The sequence below is a fragment of the Spirosoma luteum DSM 19990 genome (assembly GCF_000374065.1).
In the GTDB taxonomy this organism is placed as follows: Bacteria; Bacteroidota; Bacteroidia; order Cytophagales; family Spirosomataceae; genus Spirosoma; species Spirosoma luteum.
This window is the reverse complement of record NZ_KB893313.1, coordinates 26576-52813: the sequence shown is the minus strand read 5'-3', so window position 1 is coordinate 52813 and position 26238 is coordinate 26576. Positions and strand designations below refer to the sequence as shown.

Here is a 26238-nt window from a genome sequence, read left to right as displayed (position 1 = left end):
ACTATACTTTCAATATTCTGTCAATTACTGTTTCATCCGTCAATACTTCCAGTTCCAGGTCGTAGGTTCGGGTTTGGCCCGGCTCCAGAAATAGCAGGGTATTCTGTTCCCTTGCTTTAGCCTGTCCAATAGGGGGATGGGTGCCGGGTTCAAGACCGGTGACGTACTCACCTTTTCCCCAGTGCTGCCAGTTGGTGAGCCAGGGCAACTGGGCTTTCTGAAAGCGCATCGAGACGGCCAGCCCGAGTTTGGCGTTGTACAGGCCAACCGTACATTGCCCCATACCATCGTGGGCAACATCAATAAACGCTACAGCTTCGCCCGTGCCGCTATGGCTGTTCAACGGGGCCGGACAGGTTTTAAAGTCATACCCATCCCGGAAAATCTGGTTGTTGATGCCGCCCTCGCGTGCCTGCCAGTTGCCCCGCCACACAAAACGGGTTCCTTCGTCCACAAAAGGCCAGCCGAAATTAAAATGGTACAGCAGCATGTGCGGTACCGTGGTGTTACCCCGATTGGTCACCTCATCGCGAATCCGGATAATGGGTTGCCCCAGTACGCCGGACAGGGTTCGTTTCAGTTCCAGACTGGGGCCGAAAATTTTGGTTTCTTTTATCCGTCCGGTAATACTCATATCCAGTTTACCCGTCAGGAGGTCGGGTTGGATAATGGACTCTAACTCGGCCGGACTGTTGCTGATTTGTCCATGCAGTCCCCGTTCACCATAAGCATCCTGTTCGGGACCACCCACGTGCGAGAGGCCGCAGGTAGTGAGTAAGCCACCGCCAAACGTACGGAGCCAGTCGGCTCCCCGGTCAGAGAACGGTTCGGGCGATGTGATGCCGGTGTGGCTTAGCCAGGTCAGACTGTGCTGGTTGTAGAAGGCATCGGAAATGTCCATGGCCCGGTCAAGGACCACTTTATAACGCAGTCCCGTTCCGGTATTTATCCAGGCAATGCGGGTACCCCGGCCAGTGCCATTATCCAGCACGGCGGTTTCAATACCGCCAACCTGTGCCGCATTCGTTACTTTGTTATGCCAGGGTTGTGGAGACAAGGGTTAGTAAGGGGTTTAGGGTATTCGGTTTATAGGTTGAGGTTTTTAGTTTACGGTTGGCTGACGCAAAAATGTTGACGCGTCAGCCAACTGTAAACTAAAAACCTCAAACCGAAACTACATCTGCTTCAGCATCAAATTCCGGTACTGTACTTTCATGGGAGGACCAACGTGAACCTGTACGCCCAGCAACCCTTTCGATTTGCCATTTACCGTATCGTTGTCAGTCACATCACTCATCAGTACGTCATTAATGTAATGCTGGAGGTGGTTACCCTTGATAACCAGACGAAATGTGTTCCAGTCTTCGCTTTTGATAAGCGTCTTGAGCGAATCGGAACTGCCGAGTGAACTAGTTACGGTTAGCCCATCCCAGGCGTTCCGTTTTACGTGGGCCCGAACGGCTTCCGGCGTATTCTCACCCGTATAGGGTGGGATGGTTGTTTTCTGGCCCCGGTACGCCAGGGTCGTCCGCTTGCGTTCTTCGTAATTCTGGCCCGTGTAGTTGATTTTTCCGTCGATATCGGCCTGGTAGCCGCGTAGTGCATACGGCACATCGGTCAACTGGTCACTGCGGTAGTTGATACCTGAATTACCGTCTTTGGTGATTTTAAACTCACCCTTAAACTCGAAATCGGCGGGTTCACCACCCTGCCAGACGATGAATGAGTTGGTCTTGAGCAGGGTGCTGGGTGTAATTTCTCCCGTAAGTGTCCCGTCTTCCACGCGCCAGTAGGTAGGGTCTCCTTTCCAGTTGTTGAGCGTTTTTCCATCGAAGATTGAAACGAAGCCTTTCTCATTCGTCTGAGCAGCCTTTTTCTGGGCAGTGCAGGACGTTGCCAACCCACCACTGAACAGCACTATCATTGTTAGCGCTGTCAGCAGAGAGTGGCTGGTTACTTTTTTAATCATATGAATACCGGTTTTTTAGTGCGTGGTGCTACTTATTTTCCACCTGCTTTGTACACTTCGTTATTTTCATTGCCACCCGATTTGAGGTAAGCAATCAGGGTCCGGAGCTCTTCCGGGTTCAGGCTGTTGATCAGGCCCGGCAGCATGATCGACTCTGGCGAGTACCGCTTTGAGGTAACGTCTTTCTTCGGAACCTTCCGAAGCTGATCGGCCGCGAATGGGTTCTGCGAAATCATATAGTTCGTTTTATCCTCATTCACCAGCCGTCCCAGTACAGACTGCCCGTTTTTAAGGTAGAAAATCGTGGAGGCATACTGGTCAGACACGGCTTTGCTGGGGTTGATGATGGCTTCCAGAATGTCTTTATTCGAGAAACGGGTACCCAACTGCGTCAGGTCCGGACCAATATCCCCACCCGAACCCTGGATGGCGTGGCAGTTTTTGCACAGAATAGCCGAATAGATTTTCTTGCCCGTTTCAAAATCCAGGTGCGCCTTGCCACTATCAACTGCCGCAACGGCATTGTCCAGTGTCCAGCGACGGCCAGGCCCTTTTGGGGCAAAGCCACTCATGGCAATATCATTACCGGAACTGGTCAGCAGTTCGGCTCCCGACATTTTGTTATACTTCTCGAACTGCTCTTTGGGAACGTGGGTGAGTGCCATCTTTCTGGCCCGGTCAATAAACCCTACGTAACTACGGCCACCCTCGTACTTAAAGGCATTGCCGAACCAGCTAAAGTATTTATTCCGAAGTTCTGGTGTCCATCCCGCACCTTCCCGGCTCAGCATCACCGCATAATACGTTTGCTGAAGGGGGGGGACTTTGGCCAGCATTTTGGCGATATCCATCCCGTACTGCGGGTTACGCAGAATCAGGTCGGAGGAGGCAGTGGCGGGTTCCAGACCCAGGTTCTTACTGCCCGGCTCGTCTTTGATATCCATCAGGGCCAGGGTTTTGTTCACCACGTTTGGTGCTTCCAGATAGATCAGGACTTTACTGAGACCGCGATTCAGCAGGGCGGTTTTAGCAGGGTAGTGCGGATTAAGATACGCTACTACCTTTGCTTTGTCGGCCGCATCGGGTTCTCCCATTCGCAGGAAAATCAGTTCAAAAGCCCGTAACATATCAAACTGCTGCGATTCGGGCAACTGAGCGTAATTGATTTTCAGCAGCGTACTAATGGCTTTGCTTTTCAGGTCGGCAGTTCCCTGCCGGGCCAGCGCTACAATGGCCTGTGTGGCCCGTTGTGGATCAGTTTCGGCAATCGCTTTGTCCTGCCACTGAGCTACGGGCTGGTGTTCAACGGCAATCCGGGCCGCGTACCGCACAAAACGGTCGGGGTGATTTAGATTGGGCCAGGCCGCAGCCAGGGCACCGGCATCCGGACCTTCGTGGTACTTCTCCAGGCTTTTCCGGAGCTTGTTCTCGGCTGTAACGGCAGGTGCCTGAGCGGTCGTTGATTCAGTGCCCGCGTAGTAAACCCGGTACAAATCGGACTCCAGCCGACGGCCACCGGTCATGAAATACAGGGCACCGTCGGGGCCAATAACGCCGTCGGTAACGGGTAGGGGAGAGCCCGAAATAAACTCTTCCCGCTCACCTTCGTAGGTAGCCCCTTTGGGTTTGAGATGGATGGAGTAAATGATGCCGAAACTCCAGTCGAACGCAAACAGTGACTGGCGGTATTTCTGGGGGAATTTAGCATTCTGACCGTAAAAAACGTTGGTAGGAGACCCCTGTCCAATGTTCAGTACGGGCGGGAGGTTATCCGGATTGGCGGGCAGCCACTTGCTGTTGCCGGTACGCCAGCCAAACTCAGCTCCGCTGGGGACGTGGCAAATCCGCGTAGGCCGGTACCAGGGCAGGCCGAAATCCCACTCCATATCCGAATCGTAGGTGAACAAATCACCGGCTTCGTTGAAGGCAATATCAAATTCGTTGCGGAAGCCCGCACCCATCAACTCCCACCGTTTTCCTTCCGGGTCAACCTGCGCAACCCAGCCACCGGGGGCCATCCGGTTGTTGGCGTGGCCGCGGGGGTCTTTAATAAGCGGGAACAGGTTGTCCTCCTGCCAGTTGGATGGAAGCCGGTAGGCATCCATCTTGGGCACGTCGGTATGATTACCGCTGGTGACGTAAAGCGACTTTTTGTCGGGCGACAGGATGATACTGTGCGGTCCGTGTTCTCCTTCGCCTACTAGTTCCCGCAACATGGTCACTTTATCGTACTGATCGTCGCCATTCGTATCCTGCAGGCGGTATAGGCCACTTGGTTTAGGGAACTGCTTGCTGGGACGGTTGTTCACCATCACGTACAGGCTATTGAAGGCATACAGCAAACCGTGGGCGTAGCCCATAGTAACACTGGTATCCTTATCGATGGCCAGCTTCTCAACGGTTGGGGTTGTCGAGCCCGAACCGATAGCCGGAACGGTTAATCGATATAAGCCGCCATACTGATCAGAAGCGATCATTCGGCCCTTATCGTCAAACGTCATGGATACCCACGACCCATCGCTATTTTCGGAGATGCTATACAGATGCTCCGCCTTAAAGCCCGGCTGAAGTTTCAGGTTTTGAGCCTTGGGATTTTCATCTCCCTGCCGGGCCGTTTCCGGATAGTGCAGGCTGACCCAGGATGCACCGGCCAAAACGAGCACGGAGAACGCCAGCCCGAGTTTTGCCTTGTTGAATTGAGAAATCATAGTAGTTGGTACGTAAAATTTACTAGATAGTTGGGCTGTATGCTACTGTCTTTCCGCCAGCACCCTCTTTGAGCTTATGCCCTTCTATAATAAGAGTCAGATGGGTGGCTTTTTTACTACTTTTTAGGGTGAATGTTCCGTAAATCCGCCGGTTTCGATAGACCCTATAAACTCAGCTTGTTTTACTTTCGCTATCCTGACCGATGAGCAGGTAAACCGCAAGGTAATCTGCTAGTATATAACTAATTTATTATAAGTGCTTTTGCTATAAGTAAGGTGTGTGCCGGGCAATGTTGCCCGGCACACACCAGAAATTAATCTTAGAAAGAAGGTGTCAGAGCCGCTTCAACGGCTGGCAGGCCATAGTAATCATCCAGTACGGTAAACGCATTGGGTGGGGGAACAGCCCCCGCCGGGAAATAATACGCGGTTGGGTTAGCTTTTATGCGTGCTCCGTAAGCGGTGATAACCTCTTTCACCCGACCTGTTCTGACCAGATCAAACCACCGTTTGGCTTCAAACGCCAATTCAACCCGGCGTTCCTGATAAATAGCCGTTCGCATATCGGCCTGCGACGTTGCTTGGGTAGCTGCCAGGCCCGCCCGTGTCCGTACCTGATTCAGGTACGTGGCCGCTTCGGCAGCTTTCCCCTGCTCATTGAGTGCTTCGGCCATGAACAGCAGTACTTCGGCATAGCGGTAAACGGACCAGTTGGTACCCGTGTTCTGATGCAGCGCGTGGGGGCGGGCAAATTTCTTCACGTAAGGGTATTCCTTATTGGCCCGCAGACTCTGACTCAGGGTTACGAAGCCGATACTGATGTCCTTCCGCTTGTCGCCGGGTTCGTAGGCCGCAATAATATCCGGGGTTGGAATCATGTTGTTCTCACCCGAAAGACCCTGCGGATTCGAGGTACCGGTGATGACGCCCAGCTCGGCTGAGGTGATAGGGGTGGGCACAATCCGGTAGATAAGGTTACCGTTATACCCCGCCGAACCTTCCAGAAACTGTACTTCAAACACCGACTCGGCGTTGTTCTTATTGCTCGTCGAAAACGAAAAAGCGTTATCGTAGTTAGGCATCAGACTGTACCCATCGTTGGTGATAACATCCCGCATCAGCGTTTCGACCTTGTCCCATTTTTTCTGCACCAGATACAAATTTGCCAGCAGGGTTTTGGCGGCACCCGACGTGGCCCGACCCGCTTCCTGTTTTGCCTTGTTTGGCAACAGGGTAGTAGCCGCCGTAACATCCTTTTCAATCTGGGCGTAGATGTCAGCCGTTGTAGACAACGGTAAAGCGGCATCATCCCGACCCGTGACGGGTGTCAGGTGCAGTGGAACTTTACCAAACAAACTAGCCAGTTGAAAATAAGCAAAACCTCTGAGGAACAGAGCCTGGCCTTTCAAATTGTTCTTTGTGGCATCACTATCAAACGTTACCCCGTCTATAAGGGCCAGGACTTGATTGGCCCGGGCAATGATCTGGTAATCATACCGGTACTGTTGCAGTACGTTGTCATTGGCGGTAACGCCGTTGGCCGTCGGTACCGCGAAATCGGCGATATTCTCCGTGGGGTCAACCGCTCCGAACAGTACGTTTCGGGCATAGTAGGCATTGTCGGAGTGTAGTTCGCCCAGAATCCACCATCGTTCGTTAAAGATAGGGCGGAGGGGAACATAGGCTCCATTGACAGCCTGCTGAAAATCAGCCTGGGTTTTGAAAAATGTGGCCGAACTCAACGCCGTTTCGGGCACTATCGTCAGGAAATCTTTGCTGCAACCGGTTAGGGCAATCCCTAAAATCCAGGTCGCTATGAGTCTTTTGTTCATTCTTGTAATTGGATAAGAATGTTGAAAATAAGGTTGATAAGCCTGTATGGCTTAGAAATTCAGGTTGATGCCTAACGTGTAGGTACGGGGAACGGGGTAGTTAGACAGGTCGACGCCCTGACTCAAGTTACCACCATCGCCGTTACCGTCGCCCTGAGCACTGGTTTCCGGGTTAGGCCCACCCCGATACTTCGTGAATACGTACACCTGTTGGATAGAAGCGTATAACCGGGCAGACTTGAAGTATTTATCGAAGGCCCCGATGTTATAGCCCAGCGTGATATTCTTGATCGTAAAGTAGGACGCGTCGGCCAGAAACTGCGAACTGTTCCAGTCACGCTCAACACCCGTGAAGTTACCACCTCCGTTGGAGACACCGAACTGGCCAGCCCCCGGGGTAATCACCGCACCATCTTTGTTTACCCGGAAGCGGTCTTTAACGCCTGCTACCAGGTTAAATACGCCGTCCAGGTTGGCGGTGCTGTACAGGTGCCGTATCCAGAGCTGATTACCGTTCGAGCCAGAACCGGTAACAGACAAATCGAATTTGCCGTACTGGAATGTGTTGACCAGACCATACGTGAATTTGGGAAATGGGCTGCCAATGATAGCCCGGTCGTCCTGGTCACCGCCGTAGGTAATAACCCCATCGCCATTGACATCCTTGAATTTGATGGTTCCTACGGCCGACCGGCCCGGAATGACGGGCGAGTTTTTAAGTTCTTCGGCGTTTTGGTAATAGCCCTGCTTCACCATGCCGTAGAACTGACCAAAAGGCTGCCCTACCTGGGTGATGTGGAACGTGCCGTATACCCGGTCGATACCCGGTGCCAGTGAGAGAACTAAGTTGCGGTTGAACGAAATATTGGCGTTGGTAGTCCACTTCAGTCGGCCCGTGGTATTTCGGCTGGTCAGCGAAAACTCATGACCCCAGAACTTGATCTCACCGATGTTATCGGTGTAGAAACCAAACCCGGCCTCCTGGGGAATCTGTACATTGTACAGCAGGTTCGTTGTGCGTTTGGTATAAAAATCGTAGATGAACTGAATGCGGTCGTTGAACAGCCCCAGATCAATCCCGGCGTCGAACTGCTTGGTTGTTTCCCAACCCAGATTGGGGTTCGACAACGACGTTACTACAGCACCCGTGGCTACGTTGTTACCAAAAACAGCATTGGTCGTATTATTAACCAGCGCATACTGGGTGTAGTTACCAATGTTATTGTTCCCAATTACACCATAGCTGGCCCGGAGTTTGGCAAATGATATCTGCTGAATGGGCTTGAGGAAATCTTCGTCCGATACCACCCAGCCAACAGAAGCGGAGGGGAACGTGCCATACTGGTTATTTGCTCCGAAACGGGACGACCCATCGCTCCGTATAGCGGCTGTGAACAAATATTTACCTTTGTAATTGTAAGTCAGACGAGACAGATACGACGTAAGTGCCCATTCGTTCACTCCATTTAACGTGCCACCCCGGTTAACGTTGAGGGCACCCTGGATGGTTGGAAGACGGTCATCGGCGTAGGTATTGGCTTCAATCCGGCTGAAATCCTGGCGGAAGTGCTGGTTAGTAAAACCGGCCAGTAACTCGAAATTGTGATCACCGAAACTCCGGTTGTACGTAGCCAGGTTTTCGTTCAGCCAGGATATATTCTCGGTCGCCTGCCGGATAGAAACGGCGGTGGTTGGAATAGGCACGTTGATAAAGTTCGTGGCCGTGGAGGGGTTGAAGAAGAAGAACTTCGAATTCAGGTACTCTACATTGATCGACGACCGGAGTGTGAGCCCGCTGATGGGCTTATACTGGATGTAGGCGTTCGATAGTAGGTTTGTATTTTTGGTTTCGTTGGTCAATTCATTCGCGGCCCGCACCCAGTTTGGGTAAGCGAAAATATTGCCGGTGTTGCCCGGAAGCTGATTGACTTTGGTTAGCTCCCCGTTGTTATCGTAAATTGGGTATACGGGCCAGGTGTGCAGGGCGTTGAACAAAATACCCGTGCCCCGGTCACCATCCGTGCGGGGGGTGTTATCGAACACATAGGATGGGGCCAGGTTAAAGCCTACGGCCACTTTGTCGGATACGTTGAAATTGGTATTCATCCGCAGCGAATACCGCTTGTAAACGTTATTGAGCACCACTCCCTGCTGGTTGAAATAGCCAGCCACCAGCGAAGTGTTGGATTTGGCAGTATTGGAGGAAATGTTCAGGTTGTAGCTTTGTACGGGGGCTTCCCGGAGCAGCGCATTATACCAGTCATTGTCTTTCCCCTCGTACTGAGCCGGGTTCTGGAAAATGTCCGGAACAGCCTGCCCCTGATCTTCGTAGTACTCTTTTTTATACTGGGCAAACTCAACGGCATTGAGCATTTTTACCCGGCCCCTGACGGGTACCTTCTGTATACCCGCGTAGGTGTTGAAGCTCACGTTGGTCTGACCCGGTTTCCCTTTTTTTGTCGTAATCAGTACCACCCCGTTAGCCGCCCGCGAACCGTACAAAGAGGTAGACGCGGCATCTTTCAGAATCGAGATGTCGTCAATCTCGTCAGGGTTGAGCTGCCCAATACTTCCCGTGATCGGGAAGCCATCAATCACGTACAGTGGGTCGCTGCCCGCCGATACCGAAACCTGACCCCGGATACGAATATTGATCCCCTGGCCAGGCTTACCCGTTGTCTGGTTGATCTGAACACCCGCCAGCCGGCCCTGGAGTTTCTGGCCGATTTGCGAAACGGGCAAGTCTTTAATTTCCTGCGCGCTTACCGTCTGCACGGCACCCGTTATTTCTTTCTTCAGCTGACTACCGTATCCAACGACGACCACTTCGTTCAGCGTCTGGTCGCCGGGAGCCAGGGTAACGGTCAGCGTTGATTTGCCACCAATGGGTACTTCCTTTTTTTCATAGCCTACAAAACTGAATACCAATGTTGCATTGGCAGTAGGGGCATTTATTTTAAAACTCCCTGTGCCATCAGTGGTGGTTCCCTGCGTTGTACCTTTTACTACGACACTTACGCCCGGTAAGCCCTCTCCCTTTTCATCGGTTACCTTTCCCGATATAGTTACATCCACGGGTGCATCGCTGGTAGGAAGCAGCGTTGGCCGTGGTATGTTGAGCGCCAGTAATTGCCCACTGGTAACAGGCGTATACTTCTGGAGAATGGGCCTGGCCTCCTGGGCAAAACTGGGGATACTTCCCGCCAGTAAACCTAGTGCCGCTAGATGATAGAGTCTGTTCATGGATTTAAGGATTTAGATTTTTTAGAATTACTGCCCTTTACGCCAAATTAATCGTCAAATATTACCAGAAGGCTGGTTAGTACTTTCCCATACTTACCCAATTTTGTAATTTTTACTATAATTTACTTTAATTTTTAATGAGCCGTCTAATGGTGATCGGGGTAGAAATGAAACGGCCAGAACCCCGTTTGATGGGAATTCTGGCTGAGGAATATAGGAGTATGTCAGGTAGGCAGGTAATCCGCGTCAGTTAATAAACACTTCGTCTACCAGTAGCAGAGCCTGCTTCCCTTTATTTGGATGCCAGGCCGGAATTTCCCTCAGAAGCCGAACAATTATTTTCAGGCAGGCAACGGGTTGAGGGGAAGCTGGCCACCAAAAAGCTGTACCGAAAATGTATCACCTTATAAATGTACCGTATCTTGCTCTAGCGATGAAGAAACTACATAAATCCGGTCTGGGTCAACTTTTCAGGGTATGAATCATTGCTAAATGGGCAGTTGTCGAAGGCACTACAACATACTCTATCAGGCGGGCGTGGCTATAAAACCAAGGACGCATTGACGCTCAGTCGTGTAAATAGCCACGGCAGTACAAAAGTCGGTGTATTTGTTTTGCCTCTCCAGAGAGCCAGACAAGTGTAGGGATACTACTAAACTAAAACTTATGCATTGGATAACCCGGGAACGCCCGAAGATTGACCGATTGGCCTGTCCCTGGCTCATTCTTCGTTTCATCGACCCGACGGCGATAATTCATTTTGTACCGGAAAGCCAGGTTCTCCAGCAGGCACAAGCGTTGGGGGCCATCCCTTTCGACCTGCCTGGTGTTGACTATACGCACTATGAAGACCGCTGCACGTTCGATTATTTTTTGCAGAAGCATAAGCTTACCGATCCGGCACTGCACGTACTTGCCCCAATTATTCGGGGGCTGATACGGACGATCATGGGTTGGCTGCCCAATCAGCGGGCTTATGGGCTATTTCGGCTGGACTGGCCCACAACATTCAGGACGATGGGCAATTACTGGCTCAGGGCCTGATTCTTTATGATGCCCTGTACAGTTGGGCAACGCATCTGCAAGCGGTCAAACATACCCAAAGCCCTACTGAGCGGCTGCTGTTGGAAGTCCTTCATACGTACCTCCAGGCTGGCAAACGGTCAGGTGTACGGAAACCGCCTTCCTGGGTTGGTGAGCTGAAGGAGATGATTCAGGATCAGATCGATACCAATCTAGCCCTCAGTCTGACCGACTTGTCCCAGAGTCTGGACGTTAACCCGGCCTATGTATCCCGCACCTTTGCCCGCTACTTCGATGACCTTTCGTTTGGCGACTACATCCGCAAGCTCCGAATCGACAAAGCCGTGCATCTGCTGGAGACAACGACCTATACACTCACTGAAATTGCCTACCTGACGGGCTTCTCCGACCAGAGCCACTTCACCCGCATTTTCAAAAAACAAATGGGGCAAAACCCATCGGAGTACCGAAAACAGGAGCGAAAAAGTAAAGTTGATACAAAAGGTTAAATCCGTTCTATTTTCCGGTCATCATCGGGTGTATCCTTGCCGTAAAAACAAGCCGTCTTTACCAGACATTGCGTTATCCCATGAGAACCTCTTTTGCCCTGACTGTCTTTTTGCTGGTGCTGGCCAGTAGCACTAGTGTACTGGCCCAGCCGCAGGCTCCTCCACCAACTCAGCTTACCTATCCCCGGATGGTAGGCTACCTGGGCATACTGCACCCTCTCGTTTCGGTCAGTGAGAACGGGAGCGAAACCAACTTTAGGGACTATTACATGGTGGGCTTTCCGATTGGATTGAATCTATGGAAAACCAGAGGGGTCGGTTTTTCGATGGAGGTAGTTCCCCTCATCCGGGCTGAAAACGGGAGCAGCCGGGTAGCCAATGTGCTGTTTCATCCAGGTATACTGGTTAACCTGGGTCATGATATAACATTTGCCGGGCGGCTGGCGTTTGAAACATCTGGTCGGTATGGGATTACCCCGGTCATCAACAAAATTGTCCGGCATGGGCAGGTAGTCAGTTACTTTGTGGCCTTTCCACTTCCAATTCGTGTCGGCAATAACCATCCTGTTTCGGCCACCCTTGGCTTGCAGGCGGGCCTGGTTTTTTAATGCTTCATTTTCTCAAATTAATAGGTAAACAGTTTTTTACAGAGCTATGAAACGCAGATATTTCTTACAGTCCGCCGTTGCCGCGAGTGCCATTCCTGTTTGTGGTGTATCCGACAATACCACTTCGCTTACGGCTGCCCTACCGAAGCCGGCTGGCATAACGCCCGCTCTGACTACGGCCGAACAGGAGGCCATTAGTGCAGCCCTGGGTAAAAAAGGTACCTACAACGAAGCGCAGGCTACATACTCAGTTTCCTTACCCCGCAATGACCTGAAGGTCAGCCTAAAGGACGAACCGGTGCCAATTCCATTCGGTTTTGGGGGATGGGTAGCCTTCAAGAAAACGCTGGATGGCAAAAAAACCGTGATGATGAGCGATACGGTGTTGCTCGAAGCCGAGGTCAATCCGCTCATCGACGCGACGCACGCGGCCGGCCTGGAAGTAGGTGCAATTCATAATCATTTCTTCTACGAACAACCGCGCATTTTTTACATGCACCTGCATGGCATGGGCGACGTAGCTGAGCTGGCCAATAAGTACGCCAACGCCATCCGCAACACGAAACTCTTTCCGGCAAACCAGCCGGGCGGTGGGGCCACCGCTAATCCAGCCGCACAGAGCGGCAACACCTCTGCTCCTTCGCCCAGTCCGCAAACGGGTAAAGAATTTTTCGACCTGCCTGTACTGGATGAAATCACTAAATACAAAGGCGTAGTCAATGGGCCTACGTATAAGTACACGGTTGGTCGTGACGATGTGCAGATTGTGGCCATGGGTGCGGAAATGACAGCCGCCATCGGCTTGAACTCGTGGGCGTCGTTTGCCGGTAAGCAGGATGCCGCTCACATTGCGGGCGACATAGCCATGCTGGAGGGCGAAGTAAACGACGTGGTAAAAGCCTTGCGGAAAAACAACCTGGAAGTTGTTGCACTACATCACCACATGCTGGGGGATCAGCCCCGCACCGTTTTTCTGCACTACTACGGCCGGGGACCGGCTACAGAGTTGGCGAAGGGATTCCGGGCAGCGCTGGATCAGTTGGGAAAGGGGAAAACTGGTGCCATGAAACACTGAGTACCCTGGCCATGATCACTCCGACGCTGTCCCCTTACACCAGAACGGATCTGGTACGGTACTTTCTGCACTTAGGCGCCTTTGGCTTCGGTGGGCCGCCCGCCTTAGTCAGCGCCATGCATCGTGACTTAGTGACGCATCGCCAGTGGATTGGCGAAGAGGACTACCGGGAAGGGTTGGCCCTGGCTCAATTAGCCCCCGGGCCACTGGCGGCTCAACTGGCCATTTACCTCGGCTACGTTCACTACGGGATAATTGGCGCAACCCTGGCAGGGGGCGCCTTTGTTCTGCCTTCCTTCCTGATGGTAATCGGGCTGGGCTGGGCGTATGTACGTTTCGGCGGATTACCCTGGATGCAGGCTATTTTCTACGGTATTGGTGCTGCTGTCATTGGTATTGTCGCCATCGGTACCTACAGGCTAACTGCCAGGACGGTAGGAAAAGATGGTTTAGGTTGGGTTTTATTTATCGTATCTGCGCTAAGTACGGCCATTATGGAGTCTGAATTGCTTTGGCTGGTGCTGTTGTCGGGGGTTATTTTCTGGCTGGTAAAAGCTCCGCCCGAAGCACTCCGTCCAGGAACGGGCCACAGCCTGGCACCGGTGCTGTTGCAGGTGCTGGCCCAACCAACGGACTCGGTCTTATGGAAGCTGGCTGTTTTCTTTACCAAAGCGGGGGCGTTCGTCTTCGGCAGTGGCCTTGCCATCGTACCGTTTTTGTACGGAGGGGTGGTTAAGGAATACGGCTGGCTGACCGAAGAACAGTTTTTGGATGCTGTTGCTGTGGCGATGATTACGCCCGGACCGGTCGTCATTTCTGTGGCATTTATTGGCTATCTGGTAGCGGGTTTTCCCGGCGCCTGCGTAGCGGCTTTAGCTACGTTTTTACCCTGTTATTTGTTCACCGTGCTACCGGCACCTTACTTTAAACGATGGGGGAAGCATCTGGGTGTGAAGGCGTTTGTGGATGGGATAACCGTGGCCGCTGTTGGTGCCATTGCGGGAGCGGTAGTTGTGTTGGCCCGTCGCCAGTTAGTAGATGTTCCTGCCGTGTTGATTGCGCTACTAACAATCGGCCTGCTGTACCGATTCAAGAAGTTGCCCGAACTGAGCGTTATTGGTGGAGCCGCCGTTATCGGCCTGCTTCTTCGGTATGTTGGATGAACGTTACTTTGGGTAACTCGTTGTCCATTTACTGAACGAATACCGTAAAGGCTCGACAGGAGACCAACCGGTTAGTTAATAAACACTTCGTCTACCAGCAGCAGGGCCTGCTTGCCTTTATTTGGATGCCAGGCCGGGATTTCTTTCAGGGGCCGGGCAATAATTTTCAGGCAGGAAACGGATTGAGGGGAAAAACTGGTCACCAGGGCCTTGAGTTCGTGCGGACTTTTTTTGACGGGCATATCGGGCGTGAGCGTCGTTAGTTTACGGAGGTTACCCTCATTTTCACCCCCCCAAATTTCAATGGTGCCCGGTGGGAAAATACTCGTTTCTTCTTCTATCATCACCCGTAGGGCAACGGATGAAAGACTGACCGGCTTATCGAACAGGGACACCAGCACCATGTCGTTTTTCCTGAAACCGGCCCAGTTGTTGGCCCAGGCGGGGCTGTTGGCATTGAAGGTGCCTAGTTTCCTGTCAAAAAAGGTATGGGCACCAGCCGCCTGATGGACTGGATTGAGCGGCAACAACAAGCGTACACTATCCGGTTTGTAAGCACTTTTGTAAAAGGTAAACGTGGCGACATCACTGCTGAACCAGCCCGGTTTATACGCTTTTACGTTCACCGATGTGGATTGGTCAACCATCTTTTGACTGGTAAGTATTGCCGAGTGAATACTATCCGGTACGGAGCCGTCCGTAGTATAGCGAAGCTCAACACCCCGAATAGGGTGGATTATTTTCAGCGGTAGCTGCTGACTGAAAATAACGGAGCTGTTCCTGACCTGGGGTGGGTTGAGTTTGATGGGCGCGCTCTTGTCCCCATCGAACCCGGCAATGAAGGTGATTTTCGGATTTGCTTTTTTCAACTGACTGATTTCAGTATCGGTCAGGGGTGTTTCCCACAGGGTTACGGTTTTCAGATTTTTGAATGCCCTGAACTGGTCGCGCACATCCGTGTAGGCTACTTTTGTCCCCGACAGCGTCAGGCTCTCGAGGTGTTTGAGCGGCACCAGTTCTTTTAGCCCTTTCCCGGTAATATCGGTGAAATTCAGGTCCAGTTTCTGTATGTTCTCAAACTGACCCACCAGACTTAAATCCGCATCTTTTACGGGCAACTTCGTCAGGTTAAGGGATACGACCTGCGTTTTAACGGGACTTAGTTCCCGCAGTTGGTTAGGCGAGTAAGCTGCTTTGTTGTACAGGTTAACGGCCAGGGCAGGTGACTCCCTGGCCAATGCCGCAACGGTTCGGTAATCGGTATTCAGTTTTTTGACCGTTTCATCATCGGCCGCATCAAATGTAAACTCCGGTTTAGCAGCTTCGGCTGGTTTGAACATAGCGGCTGCCATAAAGCGTAATGAATCCGTTACGGGTAGGTCGGCCACCCGCTTGTCGAACGCGGCACTACCCTTCACCCACAATGATAGAAGCCGGATTTCGGCGGTGGTAAGCTGGGCTCTCCCCGACGGCGGCATGTGTTTCTTTTCGGTAGTGGACAGGTGAATCCGTCGCAGCAATAAACTGACGTCGGGTTTCCCCGGCACGAATAACTTTCCGGATTTACCTCCCTGACGGATGGCCTCGGCATTCGTCAGATTCAGTTCACCTTTCAGTTTGTCGGGGTTATGGCAAGTGGTACATTTCTGCTCAAAAATGGGTTTGATTACGTCGTTGAAAACCATCGCCTGCTGAAAGTCGACCGGGGCGGCTCGCTGGGTTTTGATAATTGGCTCCGTAATGAAGTCGGCTCCGTGGGTGATGACCGAGCCGTAGTGCCCCGCGCCAATCAGTATCAATCCCATACAAGCCGCCCCCGTTTGGGCGATGGCCCGGTTGTACCAGGGCTTTGTGCGAAACCAGTAGATAAAGCAGGCCACCAAAAAAACGCTGACCCCTGCCCACTTATGCCATTGCACCACCGAACCGGTATAGCCCGGTTCGGTAGCCAGTAACAGCCCCATAATGACCGTTATAGCAGCTGATAAAGCCCCGGCCAGTAATAAATTAGATGAAAAGACCTGATAAAAATCATTAGTCGCGTACACTTTATTGAAGCGGAAGGCTTCCATGCCAACAGCCAGCAACAGGATAACCAGGGGGAAATGAAGTAGTAGCGGATGCATCCGCCCTACGGGTTGCAACCAGACCGGGATTTCCAGTCTGCTCTCGAACAGCAGTAGAAACAGGATAAATACGGCCGAAGCAAACAAACCCCGCTCCGCCAAACCAATTACTTTGTTACGCATTGGGGAATATAAAGCATGAAGATAAAAAATAGAACTTAACTATCTGAATACCAGTGGCTTTTGTCATCCCGACGCAGGAGGGATCTCGATTATCCTAACGCTTGAGATCCCTCCTGCGTCGGGATGACAAAAGCCACTCGACATTACGCAGATGATCAGGCAATAATGTCGTTGATCACTTTTCCCGACACATCCGTCAGCCGGTACCGGCGGCCCATGTGTTTGAAAATAAGCTTTTCATGGTTGAGCCCCAGCTGGTGCAGTACGGTTGCCTGAAAGTCGTGAACGTGGACCGGGTTGGTGGCAATGTTATAGCCCATTTCATCCGTTTCGCCGTATACCATGCCGGGTTTGATACCCCCGCCAGCCATCCAGATGGTAAAACACCGGGGATGGTGGTCGCGCCCGTAGTTATCTTTCGTGAGCTTGCCCTGCGTGTAGCTGGTACGGCCAAATTCGCCCCCCCAAATTACCAGCGTTTCATCCAGCAAACCGCGTTGTTTGAGGTCGGTTACCAGGGCCGCCGATGCCTGATCCACATCTTTCGCCTGTTTGGCTATCTCGAAGGGTAGATTACCGTGCTGATCCCAGCCCTGGTGATACAATTGCACAAACCGAACGCCATTCTCAGACAGCTTGCGGGCCAGCAGGCAGTTGGCCGCGAAGGTGCCGGGCACCAGGCAATCGGGGCCGTAGAGTTTGATGATATCGTCCGACTCCTTCGATAAATCCATCACGTCGGGCACGGCGGTCTGCATCCGGTACGCCATCTCGTACTGCTTCACTTTGGCCGTTATTTCTGGGTCGCCGAATTCCTGGTACGACAGGTCGTTCAACTGGGCCAGGTTATCGAGCATGGCCCGGCGTTCCTGTCGGTTCATGCCCTCCGGGTCGCGCAGGTACAATACGGGGTCTTCGCCCTTGCTGAACTGAACGCCCTGGTGGATAGAATCCAGAAACCCGTTCGACCATAATTTAGAGTAAACCCCCTGCCCATTGCCAATACCCCGCGATAGCAGCACCGTGAAATTAGGGAGGTTTTTGTTTTCATTACCCAATCCGTAACTCAGCCAGGAACCCATGCTGGGCCGGTTACCCTGTTGCGACCCCGTTTGCAGAAATGTAAGGGCCGGGTCGTGGTTGATGGCTTCGGTATACATGGATTTCACAATGCAGAGGTCATCCACAATCTTGGCTGTGTAGGGGAGTAAGTCACTGACCCACGCCCGCGATTGGCCGTACTGCTTGAAATCAACGAAGGAGCCGACCAGTGGAAACTCTTTCTGGTTGGCCGTCATGCCCGTTAGTCGCTGCGCCCCCCGCACGGAGGGTGGTATTTCCTGACCCATCAGCTCCCGCAGCCTTGGTTTGTAATCAAATAATTCCTGCTGCGAGGGGGCCCCGTTCTGGAACAGGTAGATGACTCGCTTGGCTTTGGGCGCAAAGTGCGGAATACTGGGTGTAAACCCTTCTTCGTCTGCTCCACTGCCCCGGAACAGGTCGGGTACCAGCAGCGACCCCAGGGCCGCACTGCCCAGGCCCAAACTCAGCCGGGACAGGAACCGACGCCGGTTAAAATTCAGTCCGTGTTCAAGAATTTCTTTTTCCATAGCCGTCAGGACTTGGTAATGGTTTCTTCCAGGTTGTAGATGGTGGTAACTACCCGCATCAGGGCCGTGAGTTTCGTTCTGTCAATCTGCGAAGGAATGGGGTACTCGCCAACGGCCAGTGATTTCTCAACGCTGGATTTAGTGAGCGTTTTTAGCTCTTTTTTGTAGTAAGCCGTCAGCAGAGCCGTTTCTTTCTCGTTTGGTTTTCGACTTACAATCAGCCGGAAGGCCCGGTTTATTTTGTCTGCCGGGGCACTCCGTTCCTGTAATAGCCGGGCGGCCAGCACCCGCGAGGCCTCCAGTACGGTTGGGTCGTTTAGCATGACCAGTGCCTGTAGCGGGGTGTTGGTTTTCAACCGTCGAATCTCGCACATATCGCGGTTGCTGGCATCGAAAATGGCCAGCGATGGTGGAGGAACCGTTCGTTTGATGAGAGTATACATGCCCCGCCGGTACAGGCTGCCGCCATGATCCTGGACGTACATGGACAACAAACCCCGGCCCGATGTAGCCCCTTCCCACAAGCCATCGGGCTGATAAGGTTTTACACTGGGGCCGCCGATTGTTGGGTTCAGTAGGCCGCTGCTGCTCAAGACTAGGTCCCGCACAAACTCCGCTTCAATACGATAGCGCGGGCCACGAGCCAGGAGTAGATTATCCGGGTCAGCCTGTAGTTTTACCGGGCTAATCACCGCCGACTGCCGGTACGTGGCCGAAGTGACCAACTGCTTCACCAGCCGTTTTACGTCCCAGCCGTGCTCCATAAAATCGACCGCCAGCCAGTCAAGCAGCTCGGGGTGGGAGGGAAGTTCACCCTGCATCCCGAAATCGCTCGGTGTTTTGACGATGCCTTTTCCGAAGAATTCCTGCCACACCTGATTGACGTACACCCGCGCCGTGAGCGGGTTTTTCCGGTCGAACATCCACTTAGCCAGCCCCAGCCTATTTTTGGGATACTGCTCGTTGAAGGGTAAAATAGCTGCCGGGGTGCCGGGTTGAACTTCGTCGCCGGGGGCATCGTACACACCCCGTTTCAGGATAAATGTTTTGCGGGTTGTATCCAGGTCACCCATTACGGATACGATCAACTTGTTGGTGTCCAGCTTATTCACGAAGGAGAGGATACCCTGTATATCCTCGTCGCAGATTTCCATCAGGGGTTTTTTGGCGTAGGTGTCCGGCCCGCCAATCACCGACTCGATGCCTACTTCCTTCACGTTATTGAAAAAAGCGAAGAGTTTGTAATACTCTTTTTGGGAAAATGGATCGTACTTATGGTCGTGGCAGTGGGCGCATTCCATCGTTACACCCAGGAGTCCCTTGCCCAGTAAATCCGTGCGATCCGTTACGTACATCGTTCGATATTCTTCCGGTATTGTGCCCCCTTCCTCGGTTATTTTGTGGTTCCGGTTAAAACCCGTTGCCAGTAATTGCTCCTTTGTAGGGGTTCCCGGCCCACCAAAACCGTTGGGACTGGACAGTAAATCGCCCGCCAGTTGCCAGGTGACAAAGTCATTATACCGCATATTTTTGTTGAAGGCGTGGATTACCCAGTCGCGCCAGGGCCATTGGGTACGGTAGCCATCGTCCTGATAGCCATGTGAATCGGCGTACCGGGCCACATCCAGCCAGTGGAGAGCCATTTTCTCCCCGTAAGCAGGATTTTTCAGCAATTCATCGACGGCTTTTTCGTAAGCATCGGGGCGCTTATCGGCCAGAAACCGGTCCATCATGGACAGCGTAGGGGGCAAACCTGTCAGGTCAAGACTCAATCGTTTGAGTAACCGCTCTTTATCCGCTTCGTCATTGGGGACCAGTCCTTTTTGCTCCTGCTTTTGGAGGATGAAGTAATCAATGTCATTCTTTGGCCAGTCTTTCCGGCTGACGGTGGGCAGAGTCGGTTTCCTGGGGGCAACAAACGCCCAGTGTTTTTCGTAGGTAGCTCCCTGTTTAATCCACTTCTCAATCAGCTTTATCTCGCGGGATGACAGTTTCAGGTTTGATGAGGGGGGCGGCATCATCACTGACGTATCGGTGGCCGAGATGCGTAAAAAAACTTCTGATAACTCCGGTTTTCCCGCTACCAGTGCATGGGCTGTTGGGTGTTCTTTCAGCGCGTTGAAGGCACTTTCGGGCTGGTCGAGCCGGAGACCGGCTTCCCGTTTGTTGGCATCGGGGCCGTGGCAGGCCGAGCACTTATCGGACAGAATAGGCCGAATATCGAAGTTGTAGCTAACCTGATCCGGCAGTTTTTCCTCATCGGCCAGGCTGGACGAATGACTGGAACACCCCTGTATCAACCAGGCCCCGCTAAGGGTCAGGGCGAGCAGAAAATACGGTAGTCTTTTCATATCGGGCAGGTAAAGTCATCCTTGTCATTGAGTAGTCATTGGGGTACGGGAGTGATGAATGACTTTTGAATGACGATAAATGACGTTTCTCACATCAGCAAGTCCATGACTGCTTTTCCTTTTCCATCGGGTGTGGTATAAAAGGGGCGCCGTTCCACTTCATACTGTGTATCTGGATTGATACCTAGCGCGTGGTAAATGGTCTGGTGAATGCCATCGATGCGAACGGGATTCTCGATGGTTTTGCAGGGGCGCTCGTCGGCGGTTTTCCCATATACAAACCCTTTTTTTATCCCTCCACCAAACATCAGCAGGGAGCAGCCATCCGTGAAGTGGCGGTGCATGCCGTAGAACTTAGGGTCCGTCAACACATCGGGTTGCTGAACCTGTTCCTGCACTTTGGCATCGGGCCGGCCTTCCACCATCATATCCCGGCTAAACTCGCTGGCGAGGATGATGAGCGTGCGGTCCAGATGGCCGGTTTTTTCCAGGTCCAGAATTAGTTGCGAAATGGGCCCGTCAATCTGACACTTCATTTCTTCCAGCCGGGTGTGGCCATTTTCGTGGGTATCCCAGCCTTTGAAAGGTTCGTATTCGGTGGTAACGCTGATGAAGCGGGCACCCTGCTCGGTGAGTCGGCGGGCCAGCAGGCAACCCAGTCCAAATTTCCCGGTATTGTAGCGGTCGTACACGTCTTTGGGCTCTTTGCTCAAATCGAACGCTTTCGCTTCGGGGGAGTTTAGCAACCGATATGCCTGCTCCATCGACCGGCGGAGGGATTCTTTCTGATAGTCGCTCCCGTAATCACGCATCGGGCTCTTGCTGATCAGTTCATTATACAGTTGATTCCGACGCTCGAACCGACGGGCATCCATACCCACCGGTGGCCGGACGCTCTCCAGTCCCTGACTGGGGTCGGGAATGAAAAAAGGCCCGAACTCATTGCCCAGAAAACCCGAAGTATGGAACGCTTTCAACTCTTCGGCTTCCCCAACGGTAAACCGCTGGCCAATATCGATAAAGGCGGGAATGACCGGGTTCTTCGGCCCCAACTCCTTCGCAATCCAGGAACCGATGTGCGGGGCCGCTACGGTCTGGGGTGGCTCGTAACAGGTATGCCAGTGGTACTGGTGGCGCGAGTGCAGAATATGACCCATGTCGGCGGCTACATACGAACGGATGAGCGTGCCCCGGTCCATCACTTTGCCGATGGATTGCAGCCCGTCGGAGAAATGAATGCCATCCAGTACCGTGGGCACCGATTTGAACGTGCTCAGCACTCGATTACCTTCCATGCCCGTTTCGTAGGGTGTGAAGCGTTTGGGATCGAAGGTTTCGGTATGGGCCATACCCCCCGCCATCCAGATCAGGATGACCGTATCGGCCGTTCCACGCTGACCCACCAGTTTCGTTTTATCGTTGCCAGCGCCGGAACAACCCGACAGTAGAGCCGGTATCGGTGCACTGGCAGCCATAGCAGCCAGCGTAGCGGCACTTGTTTTCTGAAGAAACTCCCGTCGATTCCATTTGTTGAGCATAGCGTTTCGTTGGTTACGGTCAATAAATCAGTTGAAATTCCGGGTGGAGCGCGATGGCCCACACCAGGTCTTCGATGCCTTCTACACTGGGTTGACTGCCCACAATCTTCCGGGCCACCAGTATCTCTTTTGGCATGGGATCGCGTCCCAGGGATTTTCGATACAATGCCTTTACCAGCGAGTCCGACGTTGGGTACTGCGTTTTCCAGCGTTCGGCCCCCCGTTTCAGGGCTTCGTTGAACGTGGTGCCGTTGGTTAGTTCCAGGGCCTGCAACAGGTTGGCCTGCGAGGTGCGGCTGGTGCTGACTGTTTCGCGATTAGGGCGTCCTAACGCCGTCAGGAATGGGTCGTTCTTCACCAGCGATGCCCGGGCAAAGCGTTTTTCGTTCTGAATCGTTTTCGGGAGCATCTTCACGATGGATGTGTCCTGATAGATAGGGACGAACGCCACGCTAACCGCATCGGCAAACTGTTCCGCCGTCAGCCGCCGACGCACCATGCCGCTGAATACGTAGGAAGGGGCCATAATTACCCCCTCGTCTTTAATGCCAACCGAAGGCAACTGATACGTTTTGGAGGTGGTGATGGTATAAATTAACTTTTTGATGTCGTATCCATTCTGCACAAAATCATAGGCCAGCCAGTCCAGCAAATCCTGACTCCAGGGTTCGTTATCCATTGCATCGACCGGTTCCACAATACCGCGGCCCATCAATTGCGCCCAGATTCGATTGACCAGCGTGCGGTACAATCGGCCATCTTTGGGCTGCACCAGAAAATCGGCTAGTTCACGCAGGCGTTGTTCTGTGGGCGCATCAACGCTGACCGTACCCAGTTCTTTGTACAAAATACCACGGCCCGCCATCTTTCCCGTTGGTTTATCGCACCGGTTAATTTCCAGCGTACTATCGGCAAAAACGTTCGCGAAGGCGTAGGCATCGGCCAGTTTCCAGTCGCTGACAAAACTATCGTGGCAGGACGCGCATTTCAGATTCAGACCCAGCAGCACCTGCGCCACATTCTGGGCCGCCTGCATCTCCGTCCGCTGACTGGCGTTGATGGTGCCCCGCCATTTAATGCCTTTAATAAATCCGGCCGATTCTTTGGTTGGGCTGATGAGTTCACGCACGAACCAGTTGTAGGGCTTGTTCTTCTGCAACGACCCATACAGCCACTTCGTAATATCGTAGCGCCCACCGGTAATGTAGCCCGTGCCGCTGTAGTCGTTCCGCAGAGCATCGTTCCAGAAGGTAAGCCAATGCTGGGCGTAATCATCGTTTCGGTTAAGTAGTTCCTTCACCAGTGCCTCTCGTTTGTCGGGTCGGGTATCAGCCTCGAATACCTGCATTTTCTCGGGCGTAGGAAGTAGCCCGACTATGTCCAGGTACACTCGGCGCATATACGTCCGATCATCGACCACACTTTTCCACTCGATTTTGTTTTTGTGGAAATACACGTTGACCAATCGGTCAATGGGGTTGGTAATATCGACCGTAGCGGCTGGCAACACCGGTAGACGGGGGGCTAAATCGGCCACCCGGTAAATGCTTTTTTCGGCCCCATTCGGCCAGGGAGCCCCCTGTTTTATCCAGAACGACAGCAGGGCTACTTCTTTTTCAGTCAGGCGTTTACCTTTGGTGGGCATGGACTCTTTATCGTCGGCGGGTAGCATAATCCGGCGGATCATCTCACTATCTTCCGGGTGCCCGGCTTTCAGGATGGCACCGTGCTTACCACCTTTGAAGATCAGGTCTTTTTTATCCAGCCGTAATTCTCCTTTGGTTTTGGTCGCACTGTGGCAACTGTAGCAGTTGTGCGCCAGAATGGAACGGACCTCCACATTGAGTTCACTAATCTGTTTAGCCGAGAGGGGCTGACCAGTGCTAACGCTGGCAAACGCGAATTTTGTATCGCCAGTACCCGGTGACGTTGGGGAATTGCCAAACGGCAATACACTGGAGAGGTAGTCTTCACCGTGCGTCAGCAGGGCACCGAAATGCCCGGCCACACTAACACCCACGACGGTTAATAGTAGCAATGTCCGATAAGCAGAAATACGCCCGGATCGAAGGGCCAACACCGTTAGGATAGCCAGGGTCATGGTTGCTAGTCCCGACCATTGGTGGATAGTAACGCCTTTGCCGGCATAGTCTTCCTGGTTGATAAGGATAAGTCCGAGAGCCGCAGCCAGAATAGCGCTTATTGTCCCAATCCAGACCATGGCGGTTATCCCCGATCTGAATTCTGTTGATTGTCGATACCAGCTAATGCCTTCCAGCAACAGAGCAATGCAGAGCAGGCCAACGGGAAAGTGAACGATGAGCGGATGCAATCGTCCCAGAAACTGCCAAAGCCAAAATGATTCTACTAGAATGGTCATTTACACGTATATAATGTAGTAATAAGAGGAAAAATTGGTAATTCTACCATGCGTATTGGCCCTGTCTGTCGGCGGGCAACCATTTATCTTCGGTCCGAAAAGTAGGTGGCTACTTTACTGTGCCTTTGTCGAATAGCCTGTTCAAACAATATTCGAAAATTTTTGACTGCCGTATGCTTTACAACATTAAAATCAATGATTACTCCAATACGCCCAAATACCAGCAGATTTACAACTCGATTGTGGAAGGAATTGAGAATCGCGACATTCTGCCGGGTGCTAAACTACCCTCAATCCACGAAGTATGCGCTGAGTTCGACGTGGCGAAAGGAACAGTAGAACGGGCCTACGAACTACTGAAAGAGAAAGAGATTATTGGGGCAGTGAAGGGGAAAGGCTTCTATATTAACTATACGCCCACGGGGCATAATCTGAAGATATTTCTGCTGTTCAATAAGTTAAGCGTTCACAAGAAAATTATCTACGATTCATTCGTCGAGATTCTGGGGCCAACCGTAGCCATCGACTTTTTTATCTATAACAACGATTTCCGGCTTTTTCGGGACCTGATTCAACGCCAGACCCGCAATCATACGCATTACGTCATTATTGGCCACTTTTTCGAAGGGGGCGAAAAAGCTGATGAGCTGATCAATAGCCTGCCCAAGCACAAACTAGTCATTCTGGATAAGTTTCTGGAAGGTATCACGGGGAACTACGCAGCCGTGTTTCAGAACTTCGAGAAAGATTTGTACCAGGCACTGACTGAAGCCCTACCGCTGCTGAGAAAATACAAAACGTTGAGTATGCTGTTTCCGTCTTATACCTATCATCCCAATGCTATCCTGAACGGCTATCATAAGTTCTGTTACGAACATGGTTTTCAGACCCGGGTCATTCGGGATATAAAAGAGGAGTCGATTGAACCGGAGCAGGCCTATATCAACCTGATGGAAGAAGACTTGGTTGAGTTAATCAAGAAGATAAAGCAGACCCCTTACGTGTTGGGCCAGGAGGTTGGCGTATTGTCCTACAATGAAACACCCCTGAAGGAGTTTCTACTGGAAGGCATCACGGTGATGTCGACCGATTTTGCCCAGATGGGTCGCACGGCGGCCCGGCTGGTACTGACTGAAAGCGTCGAACACATCGAAAATCCGTTTCGGCTGATTGTCAGGAAATCGCTTTGATACTTCAGTGGAGCCCTGCAGGGATCTAGCCATATCCTACGAATAACTGTATTGTGGATTAGTTCTTCGAATGGCCCATTTCTAACATCTGCTTCATGGTTATCACCATAAAATCAGGATTTATATCAAAGAGTTGTGGAGCGACTGGCTGAGGCTTAACAGCGATTGCGGTATACCTGATGACCCAATCCACTTCCCGCTCCGAAAATTGAAGGGGCGTGCCTTTTAGTTGGCTCAGTGGCTCGAAAAACAAGGTTACTGGTGAATCAAGGTCTGCGCTGACCAACGCTTCAAATGATTTGGTGTTATCCGCATTTTTGAGAAAAACTCGCTCGGTGGTTATACCTGCTAGTGAAACTTCCTGACCAGTTTTCTCAACTCTATACGTATCTAAATGGCCGTTTGCGGCTCGGTTCACTTTGTCCATTTTCTCCTCTTCATAAGTGGTCAGAATTGCCATTTTCTCATTTTCCATACAGATGAAAATTCCGTTGGCGTTTCTTATTTGGACCATCCGGAGTGTATCGGAAGGATTATTGGCGTTTACCATGATCATTTCCTGACGGGCCAAATTCCCCTTTTTATAAACCTTCATCTGGACTATAGATAAGGGAGTAGGGTTTTCTGAAAGCCGCTCAAGCGTATCAACTTTGTAAAGTAAGACACCCTCCTCAAAGGCAGGTTGAGCCTGTGAAGCACCTGCGTATCCGATAAGTAGTGTACAAGTTAAAAGTATCCGTACCATGAAGTGCATAAATGCTGTCATCCTCTTTTGCTTCTTAAAACGTCA

General features: G+C 52.0%; 16 protein-coding genes and 1 pseudogene. 6 read left to right on the top strand and 11 right to left on the bottom strand.

The genetic code is table 11. The features are described 5' to 3' along the window. Position 1: 1 nt before the first annotated feature. From B156_RS0128090 to B156_RS0128070, 5 genes are all read right to left on the bottom strand, one after another. Complete coding sequence (locus tag B156_RS0128090) at positions 2-1057, bottom strand: aldose 1-epimerase family protein (RefSeq protein ID WP_018623143.1); 1056 nt, start codon at positions 1055-1057, stop codon at positions 2-4. Positions 1058-1174: 117 nt separating this feature from the next. Beyond that, the gene (locus B156_RS0128085) at positions 1175-1969 is read right to left on the bottom strand and encodes a 3-keto-disaccharide hydrolase (RefSeq protein ID WP_018623141.1); all 795 of its coding nucleotides are present in this window, start codon (positions 1967-1969) and stop codon (positions 1175-1177) included. 32 nt (positions 1970-2001) lie between these two features. Next, positions 2002-4677: a c-type cytochrome gene (locus B156_RS0128080; protein ID WP_018623140.1), complete on the bottom strand. Its 2676-nt coding sequence runs from the start codon at positions 4675-4677 to the stop codon at positions 2002-2004. A gap of 320 nt (positions 4678-4997) precedes the next feature. Beyond that, entirely contained in the window at positions 4998-6509 is a 1512-nt protein-coding gene (locus tag B156_RS0128075; RefSeq protein WP_018623139.1) for a RagB/SusD family nutrient uptake outer membrane protein, read from the bottom strand. Between the two features lie 51 nt (positions 6510-6560). Beyond that, positions 6561-9752 (bottom strand): SusC/RagA family TonB-linked outer membrane protein, encoded by a 3192-nt coding sequence (locus B156_RS0128070; protein ID WP_018623138.1) that lies wholly within the window; start codon positions 9750-9752, stop codon positions 6561-6563. Positions 9753-10418: 666 nt separating this feature from the next. On the opposite strand from B156_RS0128070, the pseudogene B156_RS32360 reads away from it, so the two are divergent. The 5 genes and pseudogenes from B156_RS32360 to B156_RS0128050 form a co-directional block, all read left to right on the top strand. Continuing rightward, a pseudogene (locus B156_RS32360) lies at positions 10419-10762 on the top strand (chromate resistance protein ChrB domain-containing protein); the annotation flags it as partial. A gap of 198 nt (positions 10763-10960) precedes the next feature. Next, positions 10961-11284, top strand: a complete 324-nt coding sequence (locus B156_RS32715) for a helix-turn-helix domain-containing protein (RefSeq protein ID WP_425423324.1) — start codon at positions 10961-10963, stop codon at positions 11282-11284. 80 nt (positions 11285-11364) lie between these two features. Then, positions 11365-11892 (top strand): hypothetical protein, encoded by a 528-nt coding sequence (locus B156_RS0128060; protein ID WP_018623137.1) that lies wholly within the window; start codon positions 11365-11367, stop codon positions 11890-11892. A 46-nt stretch (positions 11893-11938) separates the two neighbouring features. Beyond that, entirely contained in the window at positions 11939-12967 is a 1029-nt protein-coding gene (locus B156_RS0128055; RefSeq protein ID WP_018623136.1) for a DUF1259 domain-containing protein, read from the top strand. Between the two features lie 11 nt (positions 12968-12978). Continuing rightward, positions 12979-14130: a chromate transporter gene (locus tag B156_RS0128050; protein WP_018623135.1), complete on the top strand. Its 1152-nt coding sequence runs from the start codon at positions 12979-12981 to the stop codon at positions 14128-14130. 71 nt (positions 14131-14201) lie between these two features. On the opposite strand, the gene B156_RS0128045 is transcribed toward B156_RS0128050, so the two are convergent. The 5 genes from B156_RS0128045 to B156_RS0128025 all read right to left on the bottom strand — a co-directional run bounded on the left by B156_RS0128045 (position 14202) and on the right by B156_RS0128025 (position 24258). Then, a complete protein-coding gene (locus B156_RS0128045) occupies positions 14202-16379 on the bottom strand; it encodes a c-type cytochrome domain-containing protein (RefSeq protein ID WP_018623134.1) in 2178 nt (725 codons plus the stop codon). A gap of 155 nt (positions 16380-16534) precedes the next feature. Next, positions 16535-17989: a DUF1501 domain-containing protein gene (locus tag B156_RS0128040; RefSeq protein WP_018623133.1), complete on the bottom strand. Its 1455-nt coding sequence runs from the start codon at positions 17987-17989 to the stop codon at positions 16535-16537. A gap of 5 nt (positions 17990-17994) precedes the next feature. Continuing rightward, entirely contained in the window at positions 17995-20340 is a 2346-nt protein-coding gene (locus B156_RS0128035) for a PSD1 and planctomycete cytochrome C domain-containing protein (RefSeq protein WP_018623132.1), read from the bottom strand. A gap of 89 nt (positions 20341-20429) precedes the next feature. Next, entirely contained in the window at positions 20430-21878 is a 1449-nt protein-coding gene (locus B156_RS0128030; protein ID WP_018623131.1) for a DUF1501 domain-containing protein, read from the bottom strand. A gap of 19 nt (positions 21879-21897) precedes the next feature. After that, positions 21898-24258, bottom strand: coding sequence for a DUF1549 domain-containing protein (locus B156_RS0128025; protein ID WP_018623130.1), 2361 nt, complete (start codon positions 24256-24258; stop codon positions 21898-21900). Between the two features lie 173 nt (positions 24259-24431). Here B156_RS0128025 and B156_RS0128020 point away from each other — a divergent pair, with 173 nt between their 5' ends. Continuing rightward, entirely contained in the window at positions 24432-25448 is a 1017-nt protein-coding gene (locus B156_RS0128020; RefSeq protein ID WP_018623129.1) for a GntR family transcriptional regulator, read from the top strand. 58 nt (positions 25449-25506) lie between these two features. Here B156_RS0128020 and B156_RS0128015 read toward each other — a convergent pair whose 3' ends face one another. Beyond that, a complete protein-coding gene (locus tag B156_RS0128015; protein WP_018623128.1) occupies positions 25507-26214 on the bottom strand; it encodes a DUF4412 domain-containing protein in 708 nt (235 codons plus the stop codon). Positions 26215-26238 lie beyond the last annotated feature (24 nt).

Excerpts from the sequence above, each read along its gene's own strand:
- B156_RS0128085 (WP_018623141.1), bottom strand. The coding sequence starts at position 1,969 with ATGATTAAAAAAGTAACCAGCCACTCTCTGCTGACAGCGCTAACAATG.
- B156_RS0128040 (WP_018623133.1), bottom strand. The coding sequence starts at position 17,989 with ATGGAAAAAGAAATTCTTGAACACGGACTGAATTTTAACCGGCGTCGG.
- B156_RS32715 (WP_425423324.1), top strand. The coding sequence starts at position 10,961 with ATGATTCAGGATCAGATCGATACCAATCTAGCCCTCAGTCTGACCGAC.
- B156_RS0128025 (WP_018623130.1), bottom strand. The coding sequence starts at position 24,258 with ATGACCATTCTAGTAGAATCATTTTGGCTTTGGCAGTTTCTGGGACGA.
- B156_RS0128080 (WP_018623140.1), bottom strand. The coding sequence starts at position 4,677 with ATGATTTCTCAATTCAACAAGGCAAAACTCGGGCTGGCGTTCTCCGTG.
- B156_RS0128060 (WP_018623137.1), top strand. The coding sequence starts at position 11,365 with ATGAGAACCTCTTTTGCCCTGACTGTCTTTTTGCTGGTGCTGGCCAGT.
- B156_RS0128030 (WP_018623131.1), bottom strand. The coding sequence starts at position 21,878 with ATGCTCAACAAATGGAATCGACGGGAGTTTCTTCAGAAAACAAGTGCC.
- B156_RS0128070 (WP_018623138.1), bottom strand. The coding sequence starts at position 9,752 with ATGAACAGACTCTATCATCTAGCGGCACTAGGTTTACTGGCGGGAAGT.
- B156_RS0128055 (WP_018623136.1), top strand. The coding sequence starts at position 11,939 with ATGAAACGCAGATATTTCTTACAGTCCGCCGTTGCCGCGAGTGCCATT.
- B156_RS0128075 (WP_018623139.1), bottom strand. The coding sequence starts at position 6,509 with ATGAACAAAAGACTCATAGCGACCTGGATTTTAGGGATTGCCCTAACC.
- B156_RS0128035 (WP_018623132.1), bottom strand. The coding sequence starts at position 20,340 with ATGAAAAGACTACCGTATTTTCTGCTCGCCCTGACCCTTAGCGGGGCC.
- B156_RS0128050 (WP_018623135.1), top strand. The coding sequence starts at position 12,979 with ATGATCACTCCGACGCTGTCCCCTTACACCAGAACGGATCTGGTACGG.
- B156_RS0128020 (WP_018623129.1), top strand. The coding sequence starts at position 24,432 with ATGCTTTACAACATTAAAATCAATGATTACTCCAATACGCCCAAATAC.
- B156_RS0128015 (WP_018623128.1), bottom strand. The coding sequence starts at position 26,214 with ATGACAGCATTTATGCACTTCATGGTACGGATACTTTTAACTTGTACA.
- B156_RS0128045 (WP_018623134.1), bottom strand. The coding sequence starts at position 16,379 with ATGCGTAACAAAGTAATTGGTTTGGCGGAGCGGGGTTTGTTTGCTTCG.